General features: G+C 63.2%; 12 protein-coding genes and 1 pseudogene. 5 read left to right on the top strand and 8 right to left on the bottom strand.

The window, feature by feature from the left end:
- Window positions 1-37 precede the first annotated feature (37 nt).
- The 3 genes from NKI79_RS20205 (at window position 38) to NKI79_RS20195 (ending at window position 5,410) form a co-directional block, all read left to right on the top strand.
- Window positions 38-1,147 (top strand): thioesterase domain-containing protein, encoded by a 1,110-nt coding sequence (locus NKI79_RS20205; protein ID WP_352803743.1) that lies wholly within the window; start codon window positions 38-40, stop codon window positions 1,145-1,147.
- A 37-nt stretch (window positions 1,148-1,184) separates the two neighbouring features.
- Window positions 1,185-4,160, top strand: coding sequence for an amino acid adenylation domain-containing protein (locus NKI79_RS20200; RefSeq protein WP_352803741.1), 2,976 nt, complete (start codon window positions 1,185-1,187; stop codon window positions 4,158-4,160).
- Between the two features lie 80 nt (window positions 4,161-4,240).
- Complete coding sequence (locus NKI79_RS20195) at window positions 4,241-5,410, top strand: acyl-CoA dehydrogenase family protein (protein WP_352803739.1); 1,170 nt, start codon at window positions 4,241-4,243, stop codon at window positions 5,408-5,410.
- Window positions 5,411-5,418: 8 nt separating this feature from the next.
- On the opposite strand, the pseudogene NKI79_RS33280 reads toward NKI79_RS20195, so the two are convergent.
- The 8 genes and pseudogenes from NKI79_RS33280 to NKI79_RS20155 form a co-directional block, all read right to left on the bottom strand.
- A pseudogene (locus tag NKI79_RS33280) lies at window positions 5,419-5,699 on the bottom strand (hypothetical protein); the annotation flags it as partial.
- A gap of 63 nt (window positions 5,700-5,762) precedes the next feature.
- A complete protein-coding gene (locus tag NKI79_RS20185; RefSeq protein ID WP_352803737.1) occupies window positions 5,763-7,097 on the bottom strand; it encodes a lipopolysaccharide biosynthesis protein in 1,335 nt (444 codons plus the stop codon).
- Window positions 7,088-8,365, bottom strand: a complete 1,278-nt coding sequence (locus tag NKI79_RS20180; protein ID WP_352803734.1) for a glycosyltransferase family 4 protein — start codon at window positions 8,363-8,365, stop codon at window positions 7,088-7,090. Before NKI79_RS20180 ends, NKI79_RS20185 begins: the two co-directional genes overlap by 10 nt.
- Before the next feature lie 14 nt (window positions 8,366-8,379).
- The gene (locus NKI79_RS20175; protein ID WP_352803732.1) at window positions 8,380-9,024 is read right to left on the bottom strand and encodes a hypothetical protein; all 645 of its coding nucleotides are present in this window, start codon (window positions 9,022-9,024) and stop codon (window positions 8,380-8,382) included.
- A 100-nt stretch (window positions 9,025-9,124) separates the two neighbouring features.
- Window positions 9,125-11,101, bottom strand: a complete 1,977-nt coding sequence (locus NKI79_RS20170; RefSeq protein WP_352803729.1) for a putative glycosyltransferase family protein — start codon at window positions 11,099-11,101, stop codon at window positions 9,125-9,127.
- Window positions 11,101-12,246, bottom strand: coding sequence for a glycosyltransferase family 4 protein (locus tag NKI79_RS20165; RefSeq protein ID WP_352803727.1), 1,146 nt, complete (start codon window positions 12,244-12,246; stop codon window positions 11,101-11,103). Before NKI79_RS20165 ends, NKI79_RS20170 begins: the two co-directional genes overlap by 1 nt.
- The gene (locus tag NKI79_RS20160; protein WP_352478557.1) at window positions 12,246-13,052 is read right to left on the bottom strand and encodes a glycosyltransferase family 2 protein; all 807 of its coding nucleotides are present in this window, start codon (window positions 13,050-13,052) and stop codon (window positions 12,246-12,248) included. The genes NKI79_RS20165 and NKI79_RS20160 overlap by 1 nt, the downstream gene beginning before the upstream one ends.
- Before the next feature lie 656 nt (window positions 13,053-13,708).
- On the bottom strand, window positions 13,709-15,364 hold the full coding sequence (locus NKI79_RS20155) for a glucosamine inositolphosphorylceramide transferase family protein (protein WP_352803725.1): 1,656 nt from the start codon (window positions 15,362-15,364) through the stop codon (window positions 13,709-13,711).
- Window positions 15,365-16,191: 827 nt separating this feature from the next.
- On the opposite strand from NKI79_RS20155, the gene NKI79_RS20150 reads away from it, so the two are divergent.
- Both NKI79_RS20150 and NKI79_RS20145 read left to right on the top strand, forming a co-directional pair.
- The gene (locus NKI79_RS20150; protein ID WP_352803722.1) at window positions 16,192-17,364 is read left to right on the top strand and encodes a glycosyltransferase family 2 protein; all 1,173 of its coding nucleotides are present in this window, start codon (window positions 16,192-16,194) and stop codon (window positions 17,362-17,364) included.
- The gene (locus tag NKI79_RS20145; protein ID WP_352803719.1) at window positions 17,365-18,981 is read left to right on the top strand and encodes a Rossmann-fold NAD(P)-binding domain-containing protein; all 1,617 of its coding nucleotides are present in this window, start codon (window positions 17,365-17,367) and stop codon (window positions 18,979-18,981) included. It abuts the gene before it with no gap.
- Window positions 18,982-18,983 lie beyond the last annotated feature (2 nt).

Here is an 18,983-nt window from a genome sequence, read left to right as displayed (position 1 = left end):
AGGTCCCGGGCGTACGGAGAAAGAGGCAGTTTCATCGATGAAACCGTCGCGCTGGAGCAGCTGGGACGCGGGAACTATCGGCTCCGTCGTGAATGATAAGAAAGTGATCGGATGGCCTATGTCGGCGGACGTGATGCAATTCCCAGAGCTTCTCGCAGACCTCGCGGTCAAAGACATCAAGATCTGGGTGGAGGGCGATCGGCTGCGGTGTAACGCCCCAGTTGGCGCACTTACGGCGGAGTTTCGCGACCAGTTGAGGGACCGGAAGGGCGAGATTATCGCGTTTCTGAATATGGCCACGGCGGCGGCCCGGCAACAACCTGCGATCATTCCCCTGCAGTCTGGCGGAACACGCACGCCAATTTACGCCGTACCCGGGCATGTCGGGGCGCCCTTCTCATTCTCCGACCTGTCGAAGCACCTGGGCGGCGATCAACCGTTTTACGCACTCCAACCGCGTGGCTTCGATGGGCAGAGCGAGCCGATGGACCGCGTCGAAGATATCGCTGAGTACTTCGCTCGCCAGATCGTCGAATATCAGCCCACCGGTCCGTACATCATCGCCGGTTACTGCTCCGGCGCGGCCACCGCTTTCGAACTGGCGAAAATGCTGAGTCAACGCGGAGCGGAGGTCCCATGCATAGCGCTTTTTGGCCCTCTTCACCCCGCCACCTATAAGGAATTGCCACGTCTGCTGTATTTCTTTGCCAGGCGCAGCGCCGATTCGTTCCTGCGAGAGATGGCGAAGCTGCCGACATTCGGCGCCCGTCTGCGATATTTCGGCAGTCGCCTCCGGAATCTCGGCGAGCGCGTCCGCGCCCTCGTGACCCTCGCTCGCAAAAGCAAAGAGCCTGTCACGACAGATCCGGTGCTGGCGAGCAGAGCTCGACTCAAATCGACGGCGATCACGGCTTTGCGGCGGTACATTCCCACTCCGTATTCGGGTCGAGTATGCATATTCCTTCCGAATAAGGCCTGGCTGCGATCGGGGGCAGCACCGCATCGATGGCTTCGAGTGGCGCCCCACGCCGAATTTTATTTCGGGCCCGAGGACTGCAACGGTCCCCTTATGCTGGAGGAACCGGACGCACCTGCCATTGCAGAGCTGTATCGCCAAGCAATCCAAAAAGCTGAACGATTGACGTGATTTGATCTTCTGATTTCTGCGATGGGGAGCGTGTCTCATGAATGAAGTCCTACCTATCGCGGCGGAGGGCGTAGCGCTTCCTCTGCTGAAAGATGCCGATCATCAGGCGCTGGTTGTCGACTACAACGCCACGGTAGCGCCCTACCCTTCGGACAGGACGATTATCGATCTCTTCCGCGACCAGGCGAGGCGTAGTCCTGACGCTGAAGCGATCCGCTTTGGCCACGCAACGCTGACGTACCAGCAGCTCAACGAACGCTCCGACCAGGTGGCCACGTATCTGAGCTCGACCGGCGTGGGGCCGGGTCGGATTGCCATTGTGTTCATGGAGCACTCCATTGAAGTCGTCGTCGCAATCTTAGGCGTCCTGAAGTCCGGCGCAGCCTACGTGCCGGTGGATGCGGCAACGCCGAAGGGTCGTCTGGCAACAATCCTGAAGGACATTGCCAACGGGACCGACGGGCGGGCGCCGGTGGCGATCACTCAGGCGCGCCTGCAATCCGCTATTTCCCCGAACCTTGCCGACATCTTCGTGCTCGACGCCGATTTCGGGTCGATTTTGAATTTGCCGGACTCGGCCCGACCGTCCGCTGCCACTCCGGACGGCGCCGCCTATATCATCTTCACCTCTGGCTCGACCGGCACGCCGAAGGGCGTCGTGATCGAGCACCGGAACCTGGTGAACTACATCTGGTGGGCCGCTCGAGTGTACAGTTGCGGCCAACGTCTCGCATGGCCCCTTTTCTCATCCCTCGCCTTCGACCTGACCGTCACGACGCTCTTCACGCCACTCATTACCGGCGGCCGCATCGTGGTCTATCTTGGTGATCCGGGAGTCCAGAGCATGGTCGTGCTCAAGGTCATCGACGACAATGCCGTCGACATCATGAAGCTGACGCCGGCGCATCTCGCGATGATCCGCGACCGCAATCTTGAGACCACAAGGCTGCGCAAGTTCATCGTGGGTGGCGAGGACTTCAAGTCTGAGTTGGCTCGCGATATCACAAAAGCCATCCCCCATCCTATCGAGATCTACAACGAGTACGGACCAACCGAAGCCACTGTGGGCTGCATGATTCACCGTTTCGACATCGACCGGGATCAATCCGCATCGGTGCCGATCGGCGTTCCGGCCGCCAATGCGGGCATCTACGTCCTCAATAAGGCACATCAGCCCACCGCCCCCGGCATCATCGGTGAGATGTTCATTGCCGGCGACGGTCTCGCGAGAGGCTATTTCAATCGCCCTGACCTGACCGACGAGCGTTTCCTCACGGCCACCGATCCCCGAGATGGGTTTTCGAAGCTGCGGCTGTACAGGACGGGCGATCTCGCCCGCTGGAACTCAGAGGGGCGCCTGGACTTTCTCGGCCGCGTTGATCATCAGGTGAAGGTTGGTGGCGCGCGTGTCGAGCTGGGCGAGATCGAAGCGCGGCTTCTGAAGCACCCGCACGTTCAGGAGTGCGCTGTCGCTGCCATCGCCACCTTGGTGGCGAAACCAGCGACACAACTGCGTTATTGCGAACGGTGCGGTGTTGAGTCCAGCCTGCCCGGCACGACATTCGATGCGGCAGGCGTCTGCAATCTATGCCGGGCCTTCGACACCTATGTCGACAAGGCGCAGACTTATTTCAAAACGTCGGACGACCTCCAGGTTCTCATCGCGGAGATGCAGGCTAACCGGAAGGGACCTTACGACTGCATCGTGCTGTTGAGCGGCGGCAAAGACAGCAGTTTTATGCTGTGCAAGCTCGTCGCCATGGGGGTAAAGCCGCTTACATTCACCCTCGACAACGGTTTCATTTCGGAAGGAGCCAAGGCCAATATCAGGCGGCTCGTGAACTCCCTCGGCGTGGATCACCACTGGGGACGCACGCCGTATATGAACGAGATCTTCGTCGATAGCCTGAAACGGTTCGCGAACGTCTGCAACGGTTGCTTCAAGACGATCTACACCCTGGCCACGAACGTCGCCCGCGAACGAGGGATCGGGTACATCGTAACTGGGTTGTCCCGCGGCCAGTTCTTTGAGACGCGCCTGACCGAGGAGGTCTTCAAGCGGGACGACTACGATCCGGCCCGTCTGGACGCGCTCATCGCCGAGGCGCGCAAGGAGTATCACCGCCGCGAGGATGCTGTGTCTCGCTATCTCGACGTGGATGCCTTCCGCAACGACTCAGTATTCGAGGAAGTGAAGTTCATCGACTTCTACCGCTACTGGAGCGTCTCTTTGGAGGACATGCTCGACTTCCTGAAGACGCAGGCGGGGTGGGATCGGCCTGAGGACACGGGACGCTCCACGAACTGCCTCATCAATGATGTCGGCATCTACGTTCATAAGAAGCAGCGGGGACATCACAACTACGCCCTTCCCTACAGCTGGGATGTGCGTCTCGGCCAGAAGACGCGTGATGAAGCCATTAACGAACTCAACGACGAGCTGGACGTACGCCGCATCAAGGAGATTATGGCCCAAATCGGCTATGTCGAACCGCCAGCGGCCGAAGACGGCATCGCACGACTTGTAGCCTACTATGTCTCGTCGAAACCCCTGACCGTGGCGGACTTGCGCGCCCACCTCGCCGAAGAACTCTTGGAGTCCATGATTCCGATGCACTATGTCCGCCTCGAACGGATGCCGCTCACGCCCAACGGCAAGATCGACCGCTCCGCGCTTCCCGAGCCGACGGCGGAAAACATCCAGCCTGCACAGGATTTCGCCGCCCCCTCGACGGAGACCGAGAAGACGTTGGCCGGGCTGTGGTGCGATCTCCTGAAGGTCGAGTCGATCGGCCGTGACGATAACTTCTTCGGCTTGGGGGGGCACTCGCTCCTGGTGATGCGGGCGGTGTCGCGCATGCGGGAGACCTTCGGCGTCGACGTGCAGCTTCGCAACCTTTTCGAGCGCCCGACGGTGGCCGGACTGGCGGAAGTGATCGACGGAATGCTCTGGGTGGCCGATTCCAGAGCCCCTTCAGTCTCGGAAGGGCCGAGAGAGGAAATAGAATTCTAGCTTGCCGGAAAAATGACCTTGGGGAACCAATCCGGACGGAAGCTTTTGCGTTGGGCTGCATAGCAGAACGGGTGAAGTTGATGGACAAAGCTTGGGTACCGGCGCGCGGACCGGGGCTGCCTTGGGCGGCGGGGGAATATGAGCTCTTACGCGATCAGGTGCGCCGGTTCGTCGAGGAGGAGATCAAGCCCCGTGCGGATCGCTGGGAGGAGGACGGGTTCATTCCCCGTCCGATCCTGCGCCGCATGGGCGAACTCGGCTTCTTCGGCATCCGCTACCCTGCCGAGTATGGTGGTGCCGAGATGGACGCGGTCGCATCCACGATCTTCGCCGAGGAGCTCGGGCGCTCGACCTATGGCGGTGTCGCCGCCGTGACGCTGGTCCATACCGACATGGCTTCCGCGCATGTCTTTCACGACGGGACCAAAGCCCAGCGGGCCCGCTGGATGCCGGGGATTATCAGCGGCGAGGTGATCACCGCGGTCGCGATCACGGAGCCGGATGCGGGCTCGGACGTGAAGGCCATCCGCACCCGCGCCCGCCGAGAGGGCGACTCTTACGTCCTCGACGGCACGAAGGTCTACATCACGAACGGCGTGCACGCGGATCTCTACTGCGTCGGCGCCAAGACCGATCCCTCGGCAGGAAGCCACGGGATCACGATGTTCCTCGTCGAGAAGGGCACGCCAGGCTTCAGCGTCGCCCGCGAGCTGGATAAGCACGGCTGGCGCTCCTCGGATACGGCGGAGCTCATCTTCGACGATTGCCGTATCCCCGCCGAGAACGTGCTCGGCGCGGAGGGACAGGGCTTCTACTCCATCATGCGCAACTTCCAAAACGAGCGCCTTGTCCTCGCCGGCATGGCGATAGGAGCGGCCCGGGCGGCGATCGATATGACCCTGGCCTGGGTGAAAGCTCGCCGCGCATTCGGGGGCGTCTTATGGGACATGCAGGCGATCCGTGAACGTCTAGCGATGCTCTCTGCGAAGGTGGAGGCAGGCCGCCAGTTTCTCTATGCCACCGCTTGGCGCATGGCGGCGGACGAAGATTGCCTGCGCGAAGTCTCGATGGTGAAGGCCATCTGCGGCGAACTCGTCAACGAGGTCGCGTATACGTGCGTGCAGTTCCATGGCGCTATGGGCCTCATGCGCGAGAGCCCGATCGAGCGCATAGCGCGCGACGCCCGCATCCTATCCATCGGCGGCGGCGCGACGGAGGTGATGCTGGAGGTGGTCGCGTCGATGTCGTGAGCCCAATGCGGCAGTGAGGGCATCGCTCTGGCGTTGAATGTAGGAGGGCTGCGTGAAGGGATCTTCGCATGGCCGTTCTTTTCCCCACCCTCTCTCAGGCGGCGGCGCTGGAGGAAAGCATACGCGATCGTGGTCATGAGCGCGTGTCGTTGCAGGCCCTGCCAGGGGCGGCTCTCGAAGTGGTCGAGCCGAGGCGGTCCGTCGGCAATGCGAAGCGAAGCGCGGCGAATCTGACGCTCAACGGGCCTTTTGTTCCGGCGCGCCAGCTCAGTTCCGTCCAGATCGCCGCCACATCCGCGTCGCCTCCAAACACGAGCTCAAGGATCACATCATGGCCGCCATGGGCGACATCTCAAGTCTGGAGCGGCCAGGGGCGCGGTTCTTCGTGCACAGGGCCGGCGGCAGAATCAAGTTTTATTGCGAAAGCCAAAGTCAGGGCCGCGCACAGGCCTTCGATGCTGACGGCGAGCGTCCAGCCCAGCACCAGGCCTTGAAGTCCGCCAAGCTTCGCCCCCGCGATCGCGAGGCACAGCTCCAGAACACCGCCCAGCGCGAACCAGCGAGATGATTTGCGCATCCTGTCGCCCAGCCGTGCCAGCGTGCAGGCATGAAATTTGAGCGTCGATCCCAGCAGGCTGAAGCCGAGGAAGCGCAGGCTCGAACCGGCGATCTCCGGATAGGCCGGATTGAAGACCGCAAGGATTTCCTGCGAAAAGGTGAAGACGGACGCGGCGCAGACGAGCGAGAAGAGCAATGACGCCGTCAGCGACAAAAGGATATCATGCCTGGATTGTTTCGGGCTTGCTCTGACCACCGGGAACAGCACCGTTGCCATGGCTGCGGGTATCAACGAGGCCATGGAGACCAGCATCCACAATGCCACGAAAGCGGCATTGGTGGTCGGCGACAGCAGAACCAGCACAAGGTAGGGCATGATGACGCACGGGGCCTGCAAGGCGACATCAAGCGTGTAGTGGTCGAACGCCTTGCGTCGGAGCGTATGGAGCAGCCGGAACTCGGGGGGCCCAACGAGGCGACGCGCGCCGCCCCGGGTCAAGAGATCCACACCGATCCAGGACGCCAGCAGGCCGACCACCCAGGTCAGAAGAATCGTGGCAGTGGAGGCGTAGCCGGCGGCCGCGGCGGCGGCGATCAGCATCAGCTTGAACGTAGAGAACAGCACTTGCCGCATCATTCTGCGGCTGCTGTGCAGAGTGCCGACGAACGCCTGATCGGCCACGATGCTGAAACCAGTCAGGCCGCAGCCGAGGACGAATGCAGCGCCCAAGAACCAACCGCCGATCGGGCCGGTCGAGCTGTTGAGGTACGCCTCCCCGAAAACAAACAACAAGGCCAGGCCGACCGCAAGCGCCATCCCGACGGACGCTGCTGCGGCCGCGAGGCCGGGCTCCTTGCCGGGATGCCGAACCATCTCGCCCATCAGCAAGGTCCCGAGCCCGGCCTCCCCTAGTACACCGACGAGGGCCATCACGGACACCAGGGCGGACGCCTTGCCGATCACCTCCGGCGGAAACAGCCGGGCGGCGAGCCACCAATAGACAAACCCAAGACCGGCCGTTGCCACCGTTCCGATCGCCAGAGCTCCGGAATTCATGACGAGCGTGGCGCTCTTTCGAAGCGCCCGGCGCACGCGAGTAATGGCCGTCCCGGCGAGGTCTACCGGCACGATCGCCCTCCCGAACCTTGGTGCGCCGGCACCGCGGACCTGCTGGCGCCCGGGCGCAGGACGTCCCGGTAGACCTGCTCGATCCGGGTCACGACCGCTCCGGCCTTGAGGCGTCCAACCCTGGCGAGGCTTGTCGCCTCCAGGCGGGCCAGCAAGGCGCGGTGCTCCAGAAGTGTCTGCATTGCGTGGGCGAGGGCGTGCGCGTCACCGGGCGGCACAAGAAGGCCTGTCTCGCCATGATCGACGAGATCCGACATGCCGCCGACATCGGTTGCGACGACTGCCTTCCCGGACGCCATCGCTTCCATGATGACCGTCGCGCAGGCTTCGGGCCCGACCGACGGCAGCACGCCGAACAGTGAGCGCCGCCATGCATGCATGATGGCGGAATGCGGCCACGTACCGAAGACTCGGACGTTCGGCGGAAATTCGGTTGGCGTATCGGCGACCCGGCGCCCGACCAGGACCAGCTGCGGCGCCCGTTCCAGACCGGCATAGGCTTGCAGGAGAACCTCAATGCCCTTGAGGCGCATCATGTCGCCGACGAACAGGATGAATCCATGCCCAGGTAGCTCCCGCAGGCAGGGATCTTCCGGGCCAAGCACCTCGACATTGTCGGGCACGAAGTTGGGAATGACCTCGTAGGGGGCGCGGCCTTGGGTGAGGCCGGTGTGGCTGGCCACCGCGTGGCTCACCGCGATGAAGCGGTCGACACCGCGCCGAGCGGCAAAGCTCGAAGCCCAGTTGCCCAAGGTGGTCGCGGTTGCCTTCACGGCCCCGTAATGCCCTGTGGCGCAGGGCAGGCACTTGCCCAGCGCCGGGCCACTGCAAAGGTGGGTGCCCAAGTGCATGAAGTTCTTCTTGGCGCAGACAAGGCCGTAATCGTGGAGCGTAACTACGAGGCGTGCCCCGCTCAGACCTTTGAGCGGCAGGAAGGACGCGTAGATCCAGTTATGGGCGTGGACGATGTCCGGCTCCTCCCGGGCGACCAGCCGCTTCAGGGCAAGCACCAGTTCGGGATCCGGAAAGGGCGGTGCATGGCGACGCTCGGGATCGGTGTGGAGGCCCGACAGACGCTGGAGCGTCCCGCGCAGGCGATGCACGCGGACCGCGCCGTCCAGCTCGGTTTCGGGCGATCCGGGATGCGTCAAGGTCCCGACGCTGACATGATGGCCCCGCTGCGCCAGCGCCGCGCCGAGATTGCGGACGTGCCGCTCCTCTCCCCCGATCACCGGAGGATAGAACTGCGATAGAAGCAGGATGCGCATGGTCCAGCCTCGTTTTAGATGCGCGGCACCAGCGTCGAAACGCTGCGATAGAGCCGGTTGTCTTCCGGTCGATAGAGCCGCGCCTGGGCCGTCTGGCTAGTTGCCAAGACGGGCACCGGGATTTCCCGCGCCCAGGTTTCGCCCGGCGCGACGGCGATCGATCGGAAAACGGCGAACGGTTGCCCGTCGAGGGTGATTTCCAGGTCGAATCGTTGAGGTTGAGTCTCGGCGCTCCTGATGCCGACGGTGATCCGACCGGATTCGCCACTGGCCGACGGCAACAACCAGAGGGCGGTGTATTTGAATTCCCGGTAGGCCGCTTCGTCTCGGACGGCCAGCGCATAGGCTCCGGTCGCTACAAGCAGCGCTAGCATGAGCGCAGCCCCCTGCCAGAGCCGGACCCGCGCCGGAGCCGGCCAGGCTGGCAGATCGGGAGTGTCGCGGCGGACGGCGGCCACCAGTGCCGCGGCGGCCGTCACCGCCCAGAACCACACCGCCCAGCCGAGCGGCGTAAGGAGGCCTGCGGCGTTCAGGGCAAAGCCCCCGACGATGCTGGCGGCGAGGCTTGCTCCGACCGCGTAGACGAAGTGTTCCAACGCGGAGGTTGTCCTGACGCCAATGGCCCGCAGCACCGTGTGACCCGAGACGAGGAACACCATGGGCGCGCCCAGGGCAGTACGGAGGAGCAAGCTGTCGCTCACCGCAACGGCCGCGACCGTGGCCCCCGCCCAAAGACACGCGGCCAGAAGGTCCCGCTTGCTACAAAGTCTCATGCAATCCTCTCACGTCATAGATGACGATCCAGCCGTTGTCGTAGACGCGGGTGACGCCCTTGACGTCATTGAACTTCAGCAGCGCTGCGCCCGAGAGCGGCGCTCCCTGCCGCGCTTCCCACGGCTGGAAGTAAAAGCCGAGCACCGGCGGAGCCGTGGTCAGGCGCAGGTCAATCAGCAGGAACTCGATGTCGCTTCGCGCCAAGGGCCAAAACTCGTCGGGCCCCAATGTCTCCGCCTCGAATATGCGCGCGGGATCGATGCCTTCGACGATGGTGACTCTGACGTCCTGCCGGCCGTAGCCCGCAAGCAGAAGGCGGTTGATGCGGTCAGTGGTGAAGCGGTTACCGGCACCGAGCCATTCCTTGGCCCAGCGTGCCGTTTCGATCCCCATCGGCTCGATCGAATCCTGATCTGCGGCCACCCGGTAGCGCCCATGGATCGGATTAATCGAAGAGCTTGTGACGCCGCCCAGGACGATGATCACCAGAGCAACGGCCGGTGCGATGCGGCGCCACCCGCGTGGCGTGCGCCCCTGCCAGAAATGGACGATGCTGACCGCGACGACCAGTCCGACGGAAATGAACACGAACGTTCCCATGCGGTTACCGATTTCCCATCCGGCGATGGTCAGTCGGAAGGCGACCGAGACTGGGAGCCCGAAGGCCAGCAAGCTAAGGAGCACGAGGCGGCTGTCGCGCCAGCGGCGTTCGAGAATGTCCTTGATCGGACGCCAACCGGAGCGCGGGCCGCTCGGCGCTGCCATGGCCAGCGACCGAAAGAATCCCGTTGCCAGTCCGAGGGCCACCAGCAGGAGCGCCAGCAAGGTGGTCAGCCGCATGTAGAGCGCCTTGTCCGGCACCTCGAGGTGCTCCGACCGCGGGGTGGGCGCGCCCAGGACCTTCCCAAGCAATGTGTCGAAACCGGACTCGATCACCGGGCCGAGATAGCCTGTGAGAGGGATGCCACGGGCCTGCACCCACAGGGACGGCAGGGCTACGGCGAGGATCGCCGCGAGGCCCACGGCAATGCTGGTCTTGATCCGCAGGGGGTCTTGCCGGCGCAAGGCCTCGAGGCCCGCCAGCGCTCCGAAATAAATGGCGGCGAAGGCGGCCGAGAGGTGATGTGTGACCGCGAGGCTTGCCAACAGCAGGGCTATCAGCCCGAGCGACTTCCACCTCGGTCGCCCGACGAGATCCTTGGACGCTGCTTCGACCGCGAAGGTCAGCACGCAAAGGACGATGCCGAGGCTCTCGTAGGAGAACATCGAATCGAACAGGAAGAAGGTTGAGCAGCCCATATAGGCCAGACAGGCGATGGCCGAGATACGCGTCGATCCGGCGATGCTCTCGAGGAACAGAAACAGGGCACCGATGAACGTGCCCTTGAGGATGACCAACAAGAGCGTCCCCGCCACGAACAGGGGCAGTCCCGTCAGATCGACGATCGCCGTCGTCAGGATTTCCAGGGCGGGATATGTTGACCCGATCGGGAAAAGCGGGTTGGACAGGAACAGCCGGCGAGCCGTGATGAGATCCTCGGCGGCGATCCAATGCAAGACCTCGTCGTAACCGGTGAAGCTCGTCGGGGAATAGACTATCTTGCAGTAGAGCAAGGCTTCGGCAAGCAGGAAGAGCAGGAACAGGCGCTCACCTCGGGCCGTTGTCGGCCAAGAGATGCGAAGGCCGGTCGGAGCGACCAGGAGAACGACACCGGACCAGAAGAGCGGCGGCGCCACGTCATAGCCCCGGCGCCCGGCCGCGTGCCCGGCTACGACCAGGAGTAGAGCCGCGGCGATCGTCAGGCATAGAACCGCAATCCATCCGGAATTGGCGCGTTGCGATGCGGCATCGCCGCTGCCGTCGCGAAGGTCGGGACCGACAACGGCCGAGACGAATCGTATCCCGGCCTGAAGCGGGTTGATCCTGGTTCCCGCGCTGAAATGAGCCGGCATCATCAGCATCATGCCCTCCTCGCAGGAGGCCACGATGTCACGCCGCGGGGGCCCAAGCGGAGCATGGATCGGCTGCCGAGAACATCATAATAAACGTGGTTCAGCGCATGCGCGCAGGCATCCCAGTCCGGCAGGGCCAAATCCGGGACCTGCCGATGGGCGTCCAGTTCTTCGGCCATGGCGGCGGCCAGCTCTCCAGGACCGGCGTTGGGCGGAATCGCCCGGCACAGGCCATTGGCGGCGAGTTCCCGCAGACCGGACGTGTCGCTAACGAGGACCGGACGGCGTAGCGACAGGGCCTCCATCACAGCGATCGGATGGGCTTCGTATTCGCTGAACAGCACGAATAACGCGGCGTTCGCCAGGAGGTCAGCCATGTTCTGCCGGTCGGATCCGGGAATGCTCGCGATAATGACCCGCCTCTCGAGGCCGAGTGTCGCTACGAGGCGCCGCAATTCTCCCTCGTACGGGCCTGTTCCGACGATGTGCAATCGCACGTCCGGTACCCGGCGGATCAGTTCGGGCAAGGCCGCTATCGCCCGCTGATGGCCCTTGTAGCGCTCCAGCCTGCCGCCGGAGACGATCAGATGGGGATCGACCTCGATGCCGGGGCTCGGAGCCGGCATCGCGGCGCCGTTCGGGATGACGACAAACCGTTCGCGCGGCACACGCATCCTGGCGCTGAAGAAGCTGGCCTCGAATTCGGAGACGCCGATCAGCCGCGCAGCCCGGGCCACCAGCGGTCGAAGCACCGCGTGCTGTGTGCCGCGCACGGCATTGCGCAGCCGGGAGGAATGCCCGCCGCTGTGGAAGGTCAGGATAAACGGCAGGTCCCCGCGAAGCGTCGCGAGCAGCCCGATCGGCGCCACGAAGCTGTTGTAACCTTGGAAATGGATCAGATCCCATGCCCCTCGCCGGATCGCGGTATAAATGCGGGGCGCAACATAGAGATCCCGTCCCCTCGGCCAGGCCGGCACGCGCTGCACGTGCATGCCGCGCACCTCCTCCTCAACCGGCAACTCCCCCGAGGGATCGGTGGTGAGCACGTCGACGGCGTGGCCACGCGCCACCAAGCGGGGACCGACTTCCTGGATGTGAGTTTCGATGCCGCCTATGAGGGGGTAGCAGCGAGCGGCAACCATCAGGATTCGCATCAGGTCTGTCCACCGGCAACACAGGCTGTCGCGCTCCGCCTGCGCTGTTGGTGCACCCTCTCGCGTAGGATGGTTTTCAGGACGCGCCAGCCGTCCGGCATGGCGCGCAGATGGCTCACACCGCTGATGCGCGGAGCCTCGAAACTCGCCACCTCGACGATATTGAGGTGGTTCTTCAAGGCCCGCACGTTGATGAGGGTCTCGATCTCGAACCCATCGCAATCGCAGTCCAGCGTGGCGACGTGCTTGGCCCAGAAGGCTATGTATCCGTAGCATAGATCGGAGAACCAACCGCCATAGAGCAGCCGCACGACCAGGGTCAGCCCCTTATTGCCGAGCATCCGGAACAGCGACATGTCGTCGGTGCCGGCGCCCTGGATGAAGCGTGAACCCTTGACGAGATCCGCGCCGGCCATCAGCGCACTGACAAAGACGATCGCCTCCTCCGGCACCATGGAGCCGTCAGCGTCCAGCATGACGATGATTTCGCCTGTGGCGGCCAGGAATCCCGCTCGCAGCGCAGCACCCTTGCCCCGCCGGGGCTCCATCACAACCTTCACGTCCTCTCGCAGACGGCGCGCGACCGCGACCGTGTCGTCAGTCGAACGACCATCCACGATAATGATCTCATGCGCCCAATTGGGGATGCGCGGCAGAAGCCACGGCAGGTTCTCGGCTTCATTGAGCGTCGGGACGACGAAGCTGACTCGGGGCAGAGTCAGCGATCCCCGTATCGCGACATTTACCGGGTCAGGCGGCGATGCAACACCGACAGGGGCGAGAATGCTGGGGAGACGGGCGTTCATGGCAGCGCTTCGAGGTCGTACGTTGGGACCCATCCGGGGGGCATATTGTGCTTCCATGACTCCATGAGCTCGCCGAAAATCCGGCGCCCAACCTCGCGCGCACGCAAATGCGCGGCCAGCGACAAGCCGCAGCGGCCAGCTCCAATGACCGCCACATCCACGGATGTGCTTGATCCAACCATATGCGGACTCCCGGCCATTATGAAATGAAGATGAAATGGAAGAAGATCGGTACCCTTGTGGCCCCCTATTCTTAGTTCGTTATACGACGATTACTTATACAGATCTGAAATGGAAGGACTATATATGGTTAGGAAAAGAAAATAGATGATTAGCTATTTTTGGGTATCTCTTCGGGTTATTTTCAGCCATACGACCAGCGCGGATAGTACGGCAGCGGCACCGATCACCCTTCAGCAGCTGCGTTGGCAGCGTTGCCAAACCCGTTTAGACTGGGTCCACCTTCAGCCCTAGCGACGACATTCATCGACCCGCGGCTGGGACTAGCTCACAGCGACAATTTCTACGAGCGAGCCGCAGAAGGCAGCGAAGGTCGCCGGCGCGAAGAAATGAACGTCCAGCGCAACGCTGACTTGCCACAGGCCAGAAGCCGCGAAGTCCAGGTGGGCTCGCTCCTCGGCCGTGATTTTCCGAGCTTATTCTGTGCCCGGGAAGAGTCGAGCGCGCCCGGCCTTTCGCAGGCGGGGCACCTTGTGCTCGACCGCCTCGCGACGGGTAGCTAACCCGGGCGAAACTGGCCAAGAGAGGGACTGCCCACGCGGTCCCGAGACCCCACGCCGCCCCGAGACCGGCGCGTCGGGTACCAGCAAACGATACGAGGTCGTGACCTCTCGCAAACCCCGGACATGCCCGAACAGGTCGATCACCTCCAAGCCCGACCGGCGGTTGTAGGTGTGACACCCCAACGCTCCGGACCAAATGCGACCGACGGGGGTTTGGGCAAACTCCGACGCGCCGAGCGCATCGATCTGGCAGAACGTCACCGCTCCGCCATAACGGCGCGCGCAGTCTTGGACCGGGCGTAGGGTGCGTCCGCCGTGTCGGATGACGGCGCCTGCGGGGCGGCTGAGCCTTGCATCGAGCAGGACGGGGTTGGCGGCATGGGGCGTCCAAGACCCGGTCAGGCTCTCGGCATGGTACAGGCTGAGGACATCCCAGGATGTGGACCTCCAAAGCCTTGGGCTGACGAAAAACCAAAAGCCGCCCTCGTAGCGGAGCGGCGTGGTATCGTAGCCCTCAATACCTTCCATGAGGCAGGCCTCCCGCGTCCACCGGTAAGGGAATTCGACTGCCCTGTAGAGGCTGACATTCCTGGCCGCTCCCGACTCGGGGATCATCCAGATCTGCCCATCCTGCTCGAACACAAATGGGTACGAGAGGTGATGCGGTTCCTCTACGACGATCCGGGATGCGCCGGTTGTCCCGTTCCGGTTCACTGGCACGACCGCAATGCACCCTCGGTTCTTCGAGTAGAAGTACTGTTCGACAAAGATGAAATCCTGCCCCTGGTGCCGGAACGGGAACGGGTCGGCAAGGTAGCTGTCGGCATTTCCGGTGAGCACCCAGAAGGCTGCTTCGCCTTTGTCGAGTAGGCTCGCCGATTCATCGAAGCGCCAGCCGATCCCCCACATCCTGCCGCCCCTCGCCAGGACGTCCAAAAGCCCGATCGCTTTCGATGCAACCGTGCCGGTCGCCCTTGCAATCGCAGAAAGCACGCCAAACGAAGGCACTGCCGTGCGTGGACCGCGGGTGCCGGACGCAGTTGAACCGGTTTCCTCGCACAGGGCTTTGAGGATCAGCGGCACAGCGCAGGAAAGGGCGCTGTCGAGCCCCGCTGCCAACACTTCACGGTCTCCACTGGCCGGACGCGCCGTCCACGGCCGCAACGGGCGCGCCGTGTCATGCAGGTCGACGAGAAGATCCTGATGATTCACCCAGGCCGCCACGACTCCGATCTCGCCGGGTGCGCCGTTGAAGACCGGGGTGAGCACGCGCCGCCCCGCCGGGAGCGATTCTGCCCCGCTCAAATCGATCACCACATCCACTTGGTCGGCCGGAGGCGGCGGAAGGCACCGCAGCGCCGCCTCGACGGGGTCGATGGCGCCGTTCCCGCGAAAGCCATAGACCAGTTGTTCGAGTTCGAGCAGCAGACGGCAGGTTAACGGCAGTGGGCAGCGACCGGCCGCCAAAGCGCAGAAGACTTCGTTGCCGGGCACCTCAGCGAGCGCTTCTGCCAGCCAAAAGTGCCACCGTAGTAGCCGGGACTGATCGAGACTCAGGCAAATGCGCATTTTTGTTCCCACCGCGGATTTCAAAAGGACGCCAGCTTACAGCTTCCACGAGAACCACCTCAGGCGATCCGCCTCCCCTGGACTCCGCCGCGGGCCCGCGAGCCAAGCGCGGCAGATGAAAGCCGCAGCGCGAGGATGGTTTCCACTCTACTGGGGTTGCGGGGACTCGCCATGTGGGGGCCCAACACTTGATTGGGAGATGCCTGACAGCACGGGTCCATACTCGAGCGGCTGGAAGCGGCTAGGCAACACTATGCCCGAACGCCGCCCGGCTGTGTGAGGTCAGAGGAGGTAATCCTTAGGGGCCATTGCACCCTGTGGCCGGCGAGAGCCAAATGCCAGGATGATTCATCGACTGGCAACGGGTGAAAAATGGGCAGCGGAACGCCGGACTGCGGGTGCTGGTGTCCGCGGTGCTGTCCGTTCCAGCAGTCGTGAGCGCCGCGTACGATCCGTCGGCAACATCCTTCATCAAAACTTCCGGAACGAACTTTGCGTGGGACGGCAGGCCGTTCTTCGTGACCGGCGTAAACAACCACTATCTAACCTACGGGTCGCAGGGATGAGGTCACCCGCATTTTCCATGACGCGGTGGCGAGGGGCGCAATGTGGTCCGCACCCTCTTCCAGCCGGTGATCGGGTCGCTCGACGGAAGCAAACCTAACATGGCGCAAAACCCCGGCCCTACTTTGTGACTTTTTATGCTGAGGCTTCCGGGTAGGCCGAATCCCGCATGGAAGCCTGGCGCTTCAAAAAACCAAGACCATCGCACCGTCAATCGAAGAGTTTGGACAGACATTGGCAGCTCAAGTCGGGAGAATTCCTAGATGCGTATTCTGATGGTTGCGCAATCCTATGCGCCGATTGGCGTTGGCCAGAAGGGCCACGCCCGGAACCTAAGCATCGGTCTCGCCCGCCGCGGTCATAACGTTGCCGTTGCCACAACCGGTCAGCCTGGATCCAAAACCGGGCAGCCCGAGGATAGCGTCAGCAGCGAACGCCGGCAGGTCCCGCCCCCCCCTACGATCTCAGTGATTATCTGTGCCTACTCCGAGGACAGATGGGAGCTGTTGCTTCAGTCGGTGGCCTCGGTTCAGGAGCAGACCTTGCAACCCTGCGAGATTATCGTATCTGTCGACCAGCCCCTGTTCCACCGTTGTGCCGCGTACTGGGCTGACTTCGCAGCATCCACCCCTCCGATACGGGTGATCCAGAACAAGTATGACGGGCATCTAGGGGCGGCCCGAAACACGGCGGCCGAGACAGCCGCTGGAGAGATCCTGGCGTTCCTGGATGACGATGCGGCGGCCGACAAGAACTGGCTTGAAATTCTCATCGAACCGTACCGGGATAAGCGCATAGGCGCCGTCGGCGGGCGCCCCATGCCGGTTTTCGAGACGAGCCGCCCGGCCTGGTTTCCTGTGCAGTTCGACTGGGTGTTCGGATGCGCTTATGACGGCCTTCCGACCAGCCGAGGTCCTTTGGCTCACCTCATAGGAGCCAACATGTCGGTGCGGCGGACCCTCCTTGAGCAGGTGGGAGGCTTCCACTCCGACCGTCACGACGACATGGACATGTGTCATCGCGTGTCGCACCTCAGGGGCCGTGAGGCGGTCATCTACGAACCGGCGGCGACCGTCCGCCACTTCGTGCCTGCCTCACGGTCGACCTGGAGGTACTTCTGGCGCCGCTGCCTTTTCGTCAACAAGGGTAAGGTCGAGGCCTTTGCCCAGATGGGCGACGCCGCCACACTGGGTGCGGAGACCCGCTTCGTCTGGTACGCGCTAACCAAGGGCGTACCGCGGGAGATTTTGCAAGCGGTCAAGGGTGATGCCCACGGGCTGGCCCGGTCCGCGGCGATAATCGCTGGCGTGGGGCTGGCCGCGGCAGGTCACGTCGCCGGCCGGATCGAGCTGGTGCGCCGCTTGCGCCAGCGGCGCCAACAGGCAACCAAGCAGATACCGGACACAGCCGCGCAAGGCGGTGGGCGCGGGAAGTAGATGCCGTCTTCGATAATCATTGGTTCGGGTCCGGCTGCTGCCGCCGCCGTGTTGGCGCTATCCCAGAAACCGGACGAGAAGATAACCGTGTTCGATCCGGGCACCGTGCTTGACGTGGAGACGCAGGAGGTAATCGCCCGGCTGTCCAAGCTGCGTGTCGACAACTGGGACGAGGAGGACGTCCGCCGGGTCAGCCTGCAACCCAAGCGGCTCCAGGCCGATTCGCTGCCTGAAAAGAGAAGCTACGGATCTGATTTCCCGTTTGTCAACAAGGGCCAGCTCGACGGCGTCCACTCCGAGGGTAGAGTCAACTCAGCTGTCATATCAAGTGCCTACGGGGGGTTCAGCAATGTCTGGGGGGCCCAGATCATGCCCTTCAGCGCCGCCACGTTCAAGGGATGGCCGTTCGACTTCTCGGATATGGAAGAGCATTATCGGACGATCCTGGGGCACATTCCTTTCTCTGGAGAGCCCGACGATCTCGAGGAGTGGTTCCCGCTCATCGGATCCCCGGACCCGCTTCCGCCGCTGGCGCCGCGGACGCAAATGGTGCTGGCCAATTACGACCGGCACCGCGATCGAGTGCGCTCCACGGGAATAACGATAGGCCGCGCGCGGCTTGCCTTCTCAGCGCCCGAATGCCAGCCCTGCGGCCTGTGCATGACTGGGTGCCCACGATCGCTAATCTTTTCGGCCTCGCACAGTTTCGATCGCTTCAGGCGCAGCGGAAGGATCAACTACCACAGCGGGCTGCTCGCGGTGCGAGTCGACCAGGAGGCCGACACGGCCGTCGTGCAGGCCCGGGAGCTGTCCAGTGGCCGCATCCAGCGATTCACAGCCGACCGGGTCTTCGTGGGCTGCGGAGCAATCGGGACCACCCGGCTGATCCTGGGCTCGCTCGGATCGGGCCAGCCGGTACATCTTTCGGAATCGGGTCAATTCGTTCTTCCAATGATGTCCATGAAGGCGACCCCCGACCCACGTACAAGGCGCGAGTTCACACTCAACCAGTTCAACATGGTGATCGTCCGGGACGACGAGGCCTTCGATGTCTCACAGATTCACTTCTATCCGTTCAACCAGGCATACTGCGATGCGCTTCCCGGCTTCCTACAACACCGCGCCGCCGCCTTCGCGACAGATCGGCTCCTGAGCCGGTTGACGATAGGCCTGGGCTATTTGCCGTCCTGGGCATCACCCAAGGTCCGGGTCACCGCCCAGCTGTCCGCAGCTCCTGATGAGCTACCCCAGATCACCCTCACTTCGGAGGGCTTCAGCGAGGCCAAGGTCAGGGGCAAAGACGTGCCTGCGATGCTCCCTGACGTAATAAAGCGGATCCGCAGGGCAGCACCTTACCTTGACTTATGGCCAATCACGCCACGGATGCTATGGTCGGGCGGGGGCAAGAGCTACCATTTTGGCGGCAGCTTTCCCCACGCCAGTCAGCCGGCTCCCGGGAGTGCGACGACAGACCGCCTCGGGCGGCTGGCGCGCTGGGACCGTATCCATCTCATCGACGGGTCGGTTTTCCCAAATGTTCCAGCTACTACCTTTACCCTGACTGTGATGGCCAATTCTCATCGCATCGCCTGCGAAGCGATGCAGCTGACGGGTTGAGC

It is taken from the genome of Mesorhizobium sp. M0340 (assembly GCF_040321535.1).
Lineage (GTDB): Bacteria > Pseudomonadota > Alphaproteobacteria > Rhizobiales > Rhizobiaceae > Mesorhizobium.
The sequence above is the reverse complement of the archived record's forward strand: the minus strand, read 5'-3'. Positions and strand labels throughout refer to the sequence as shown.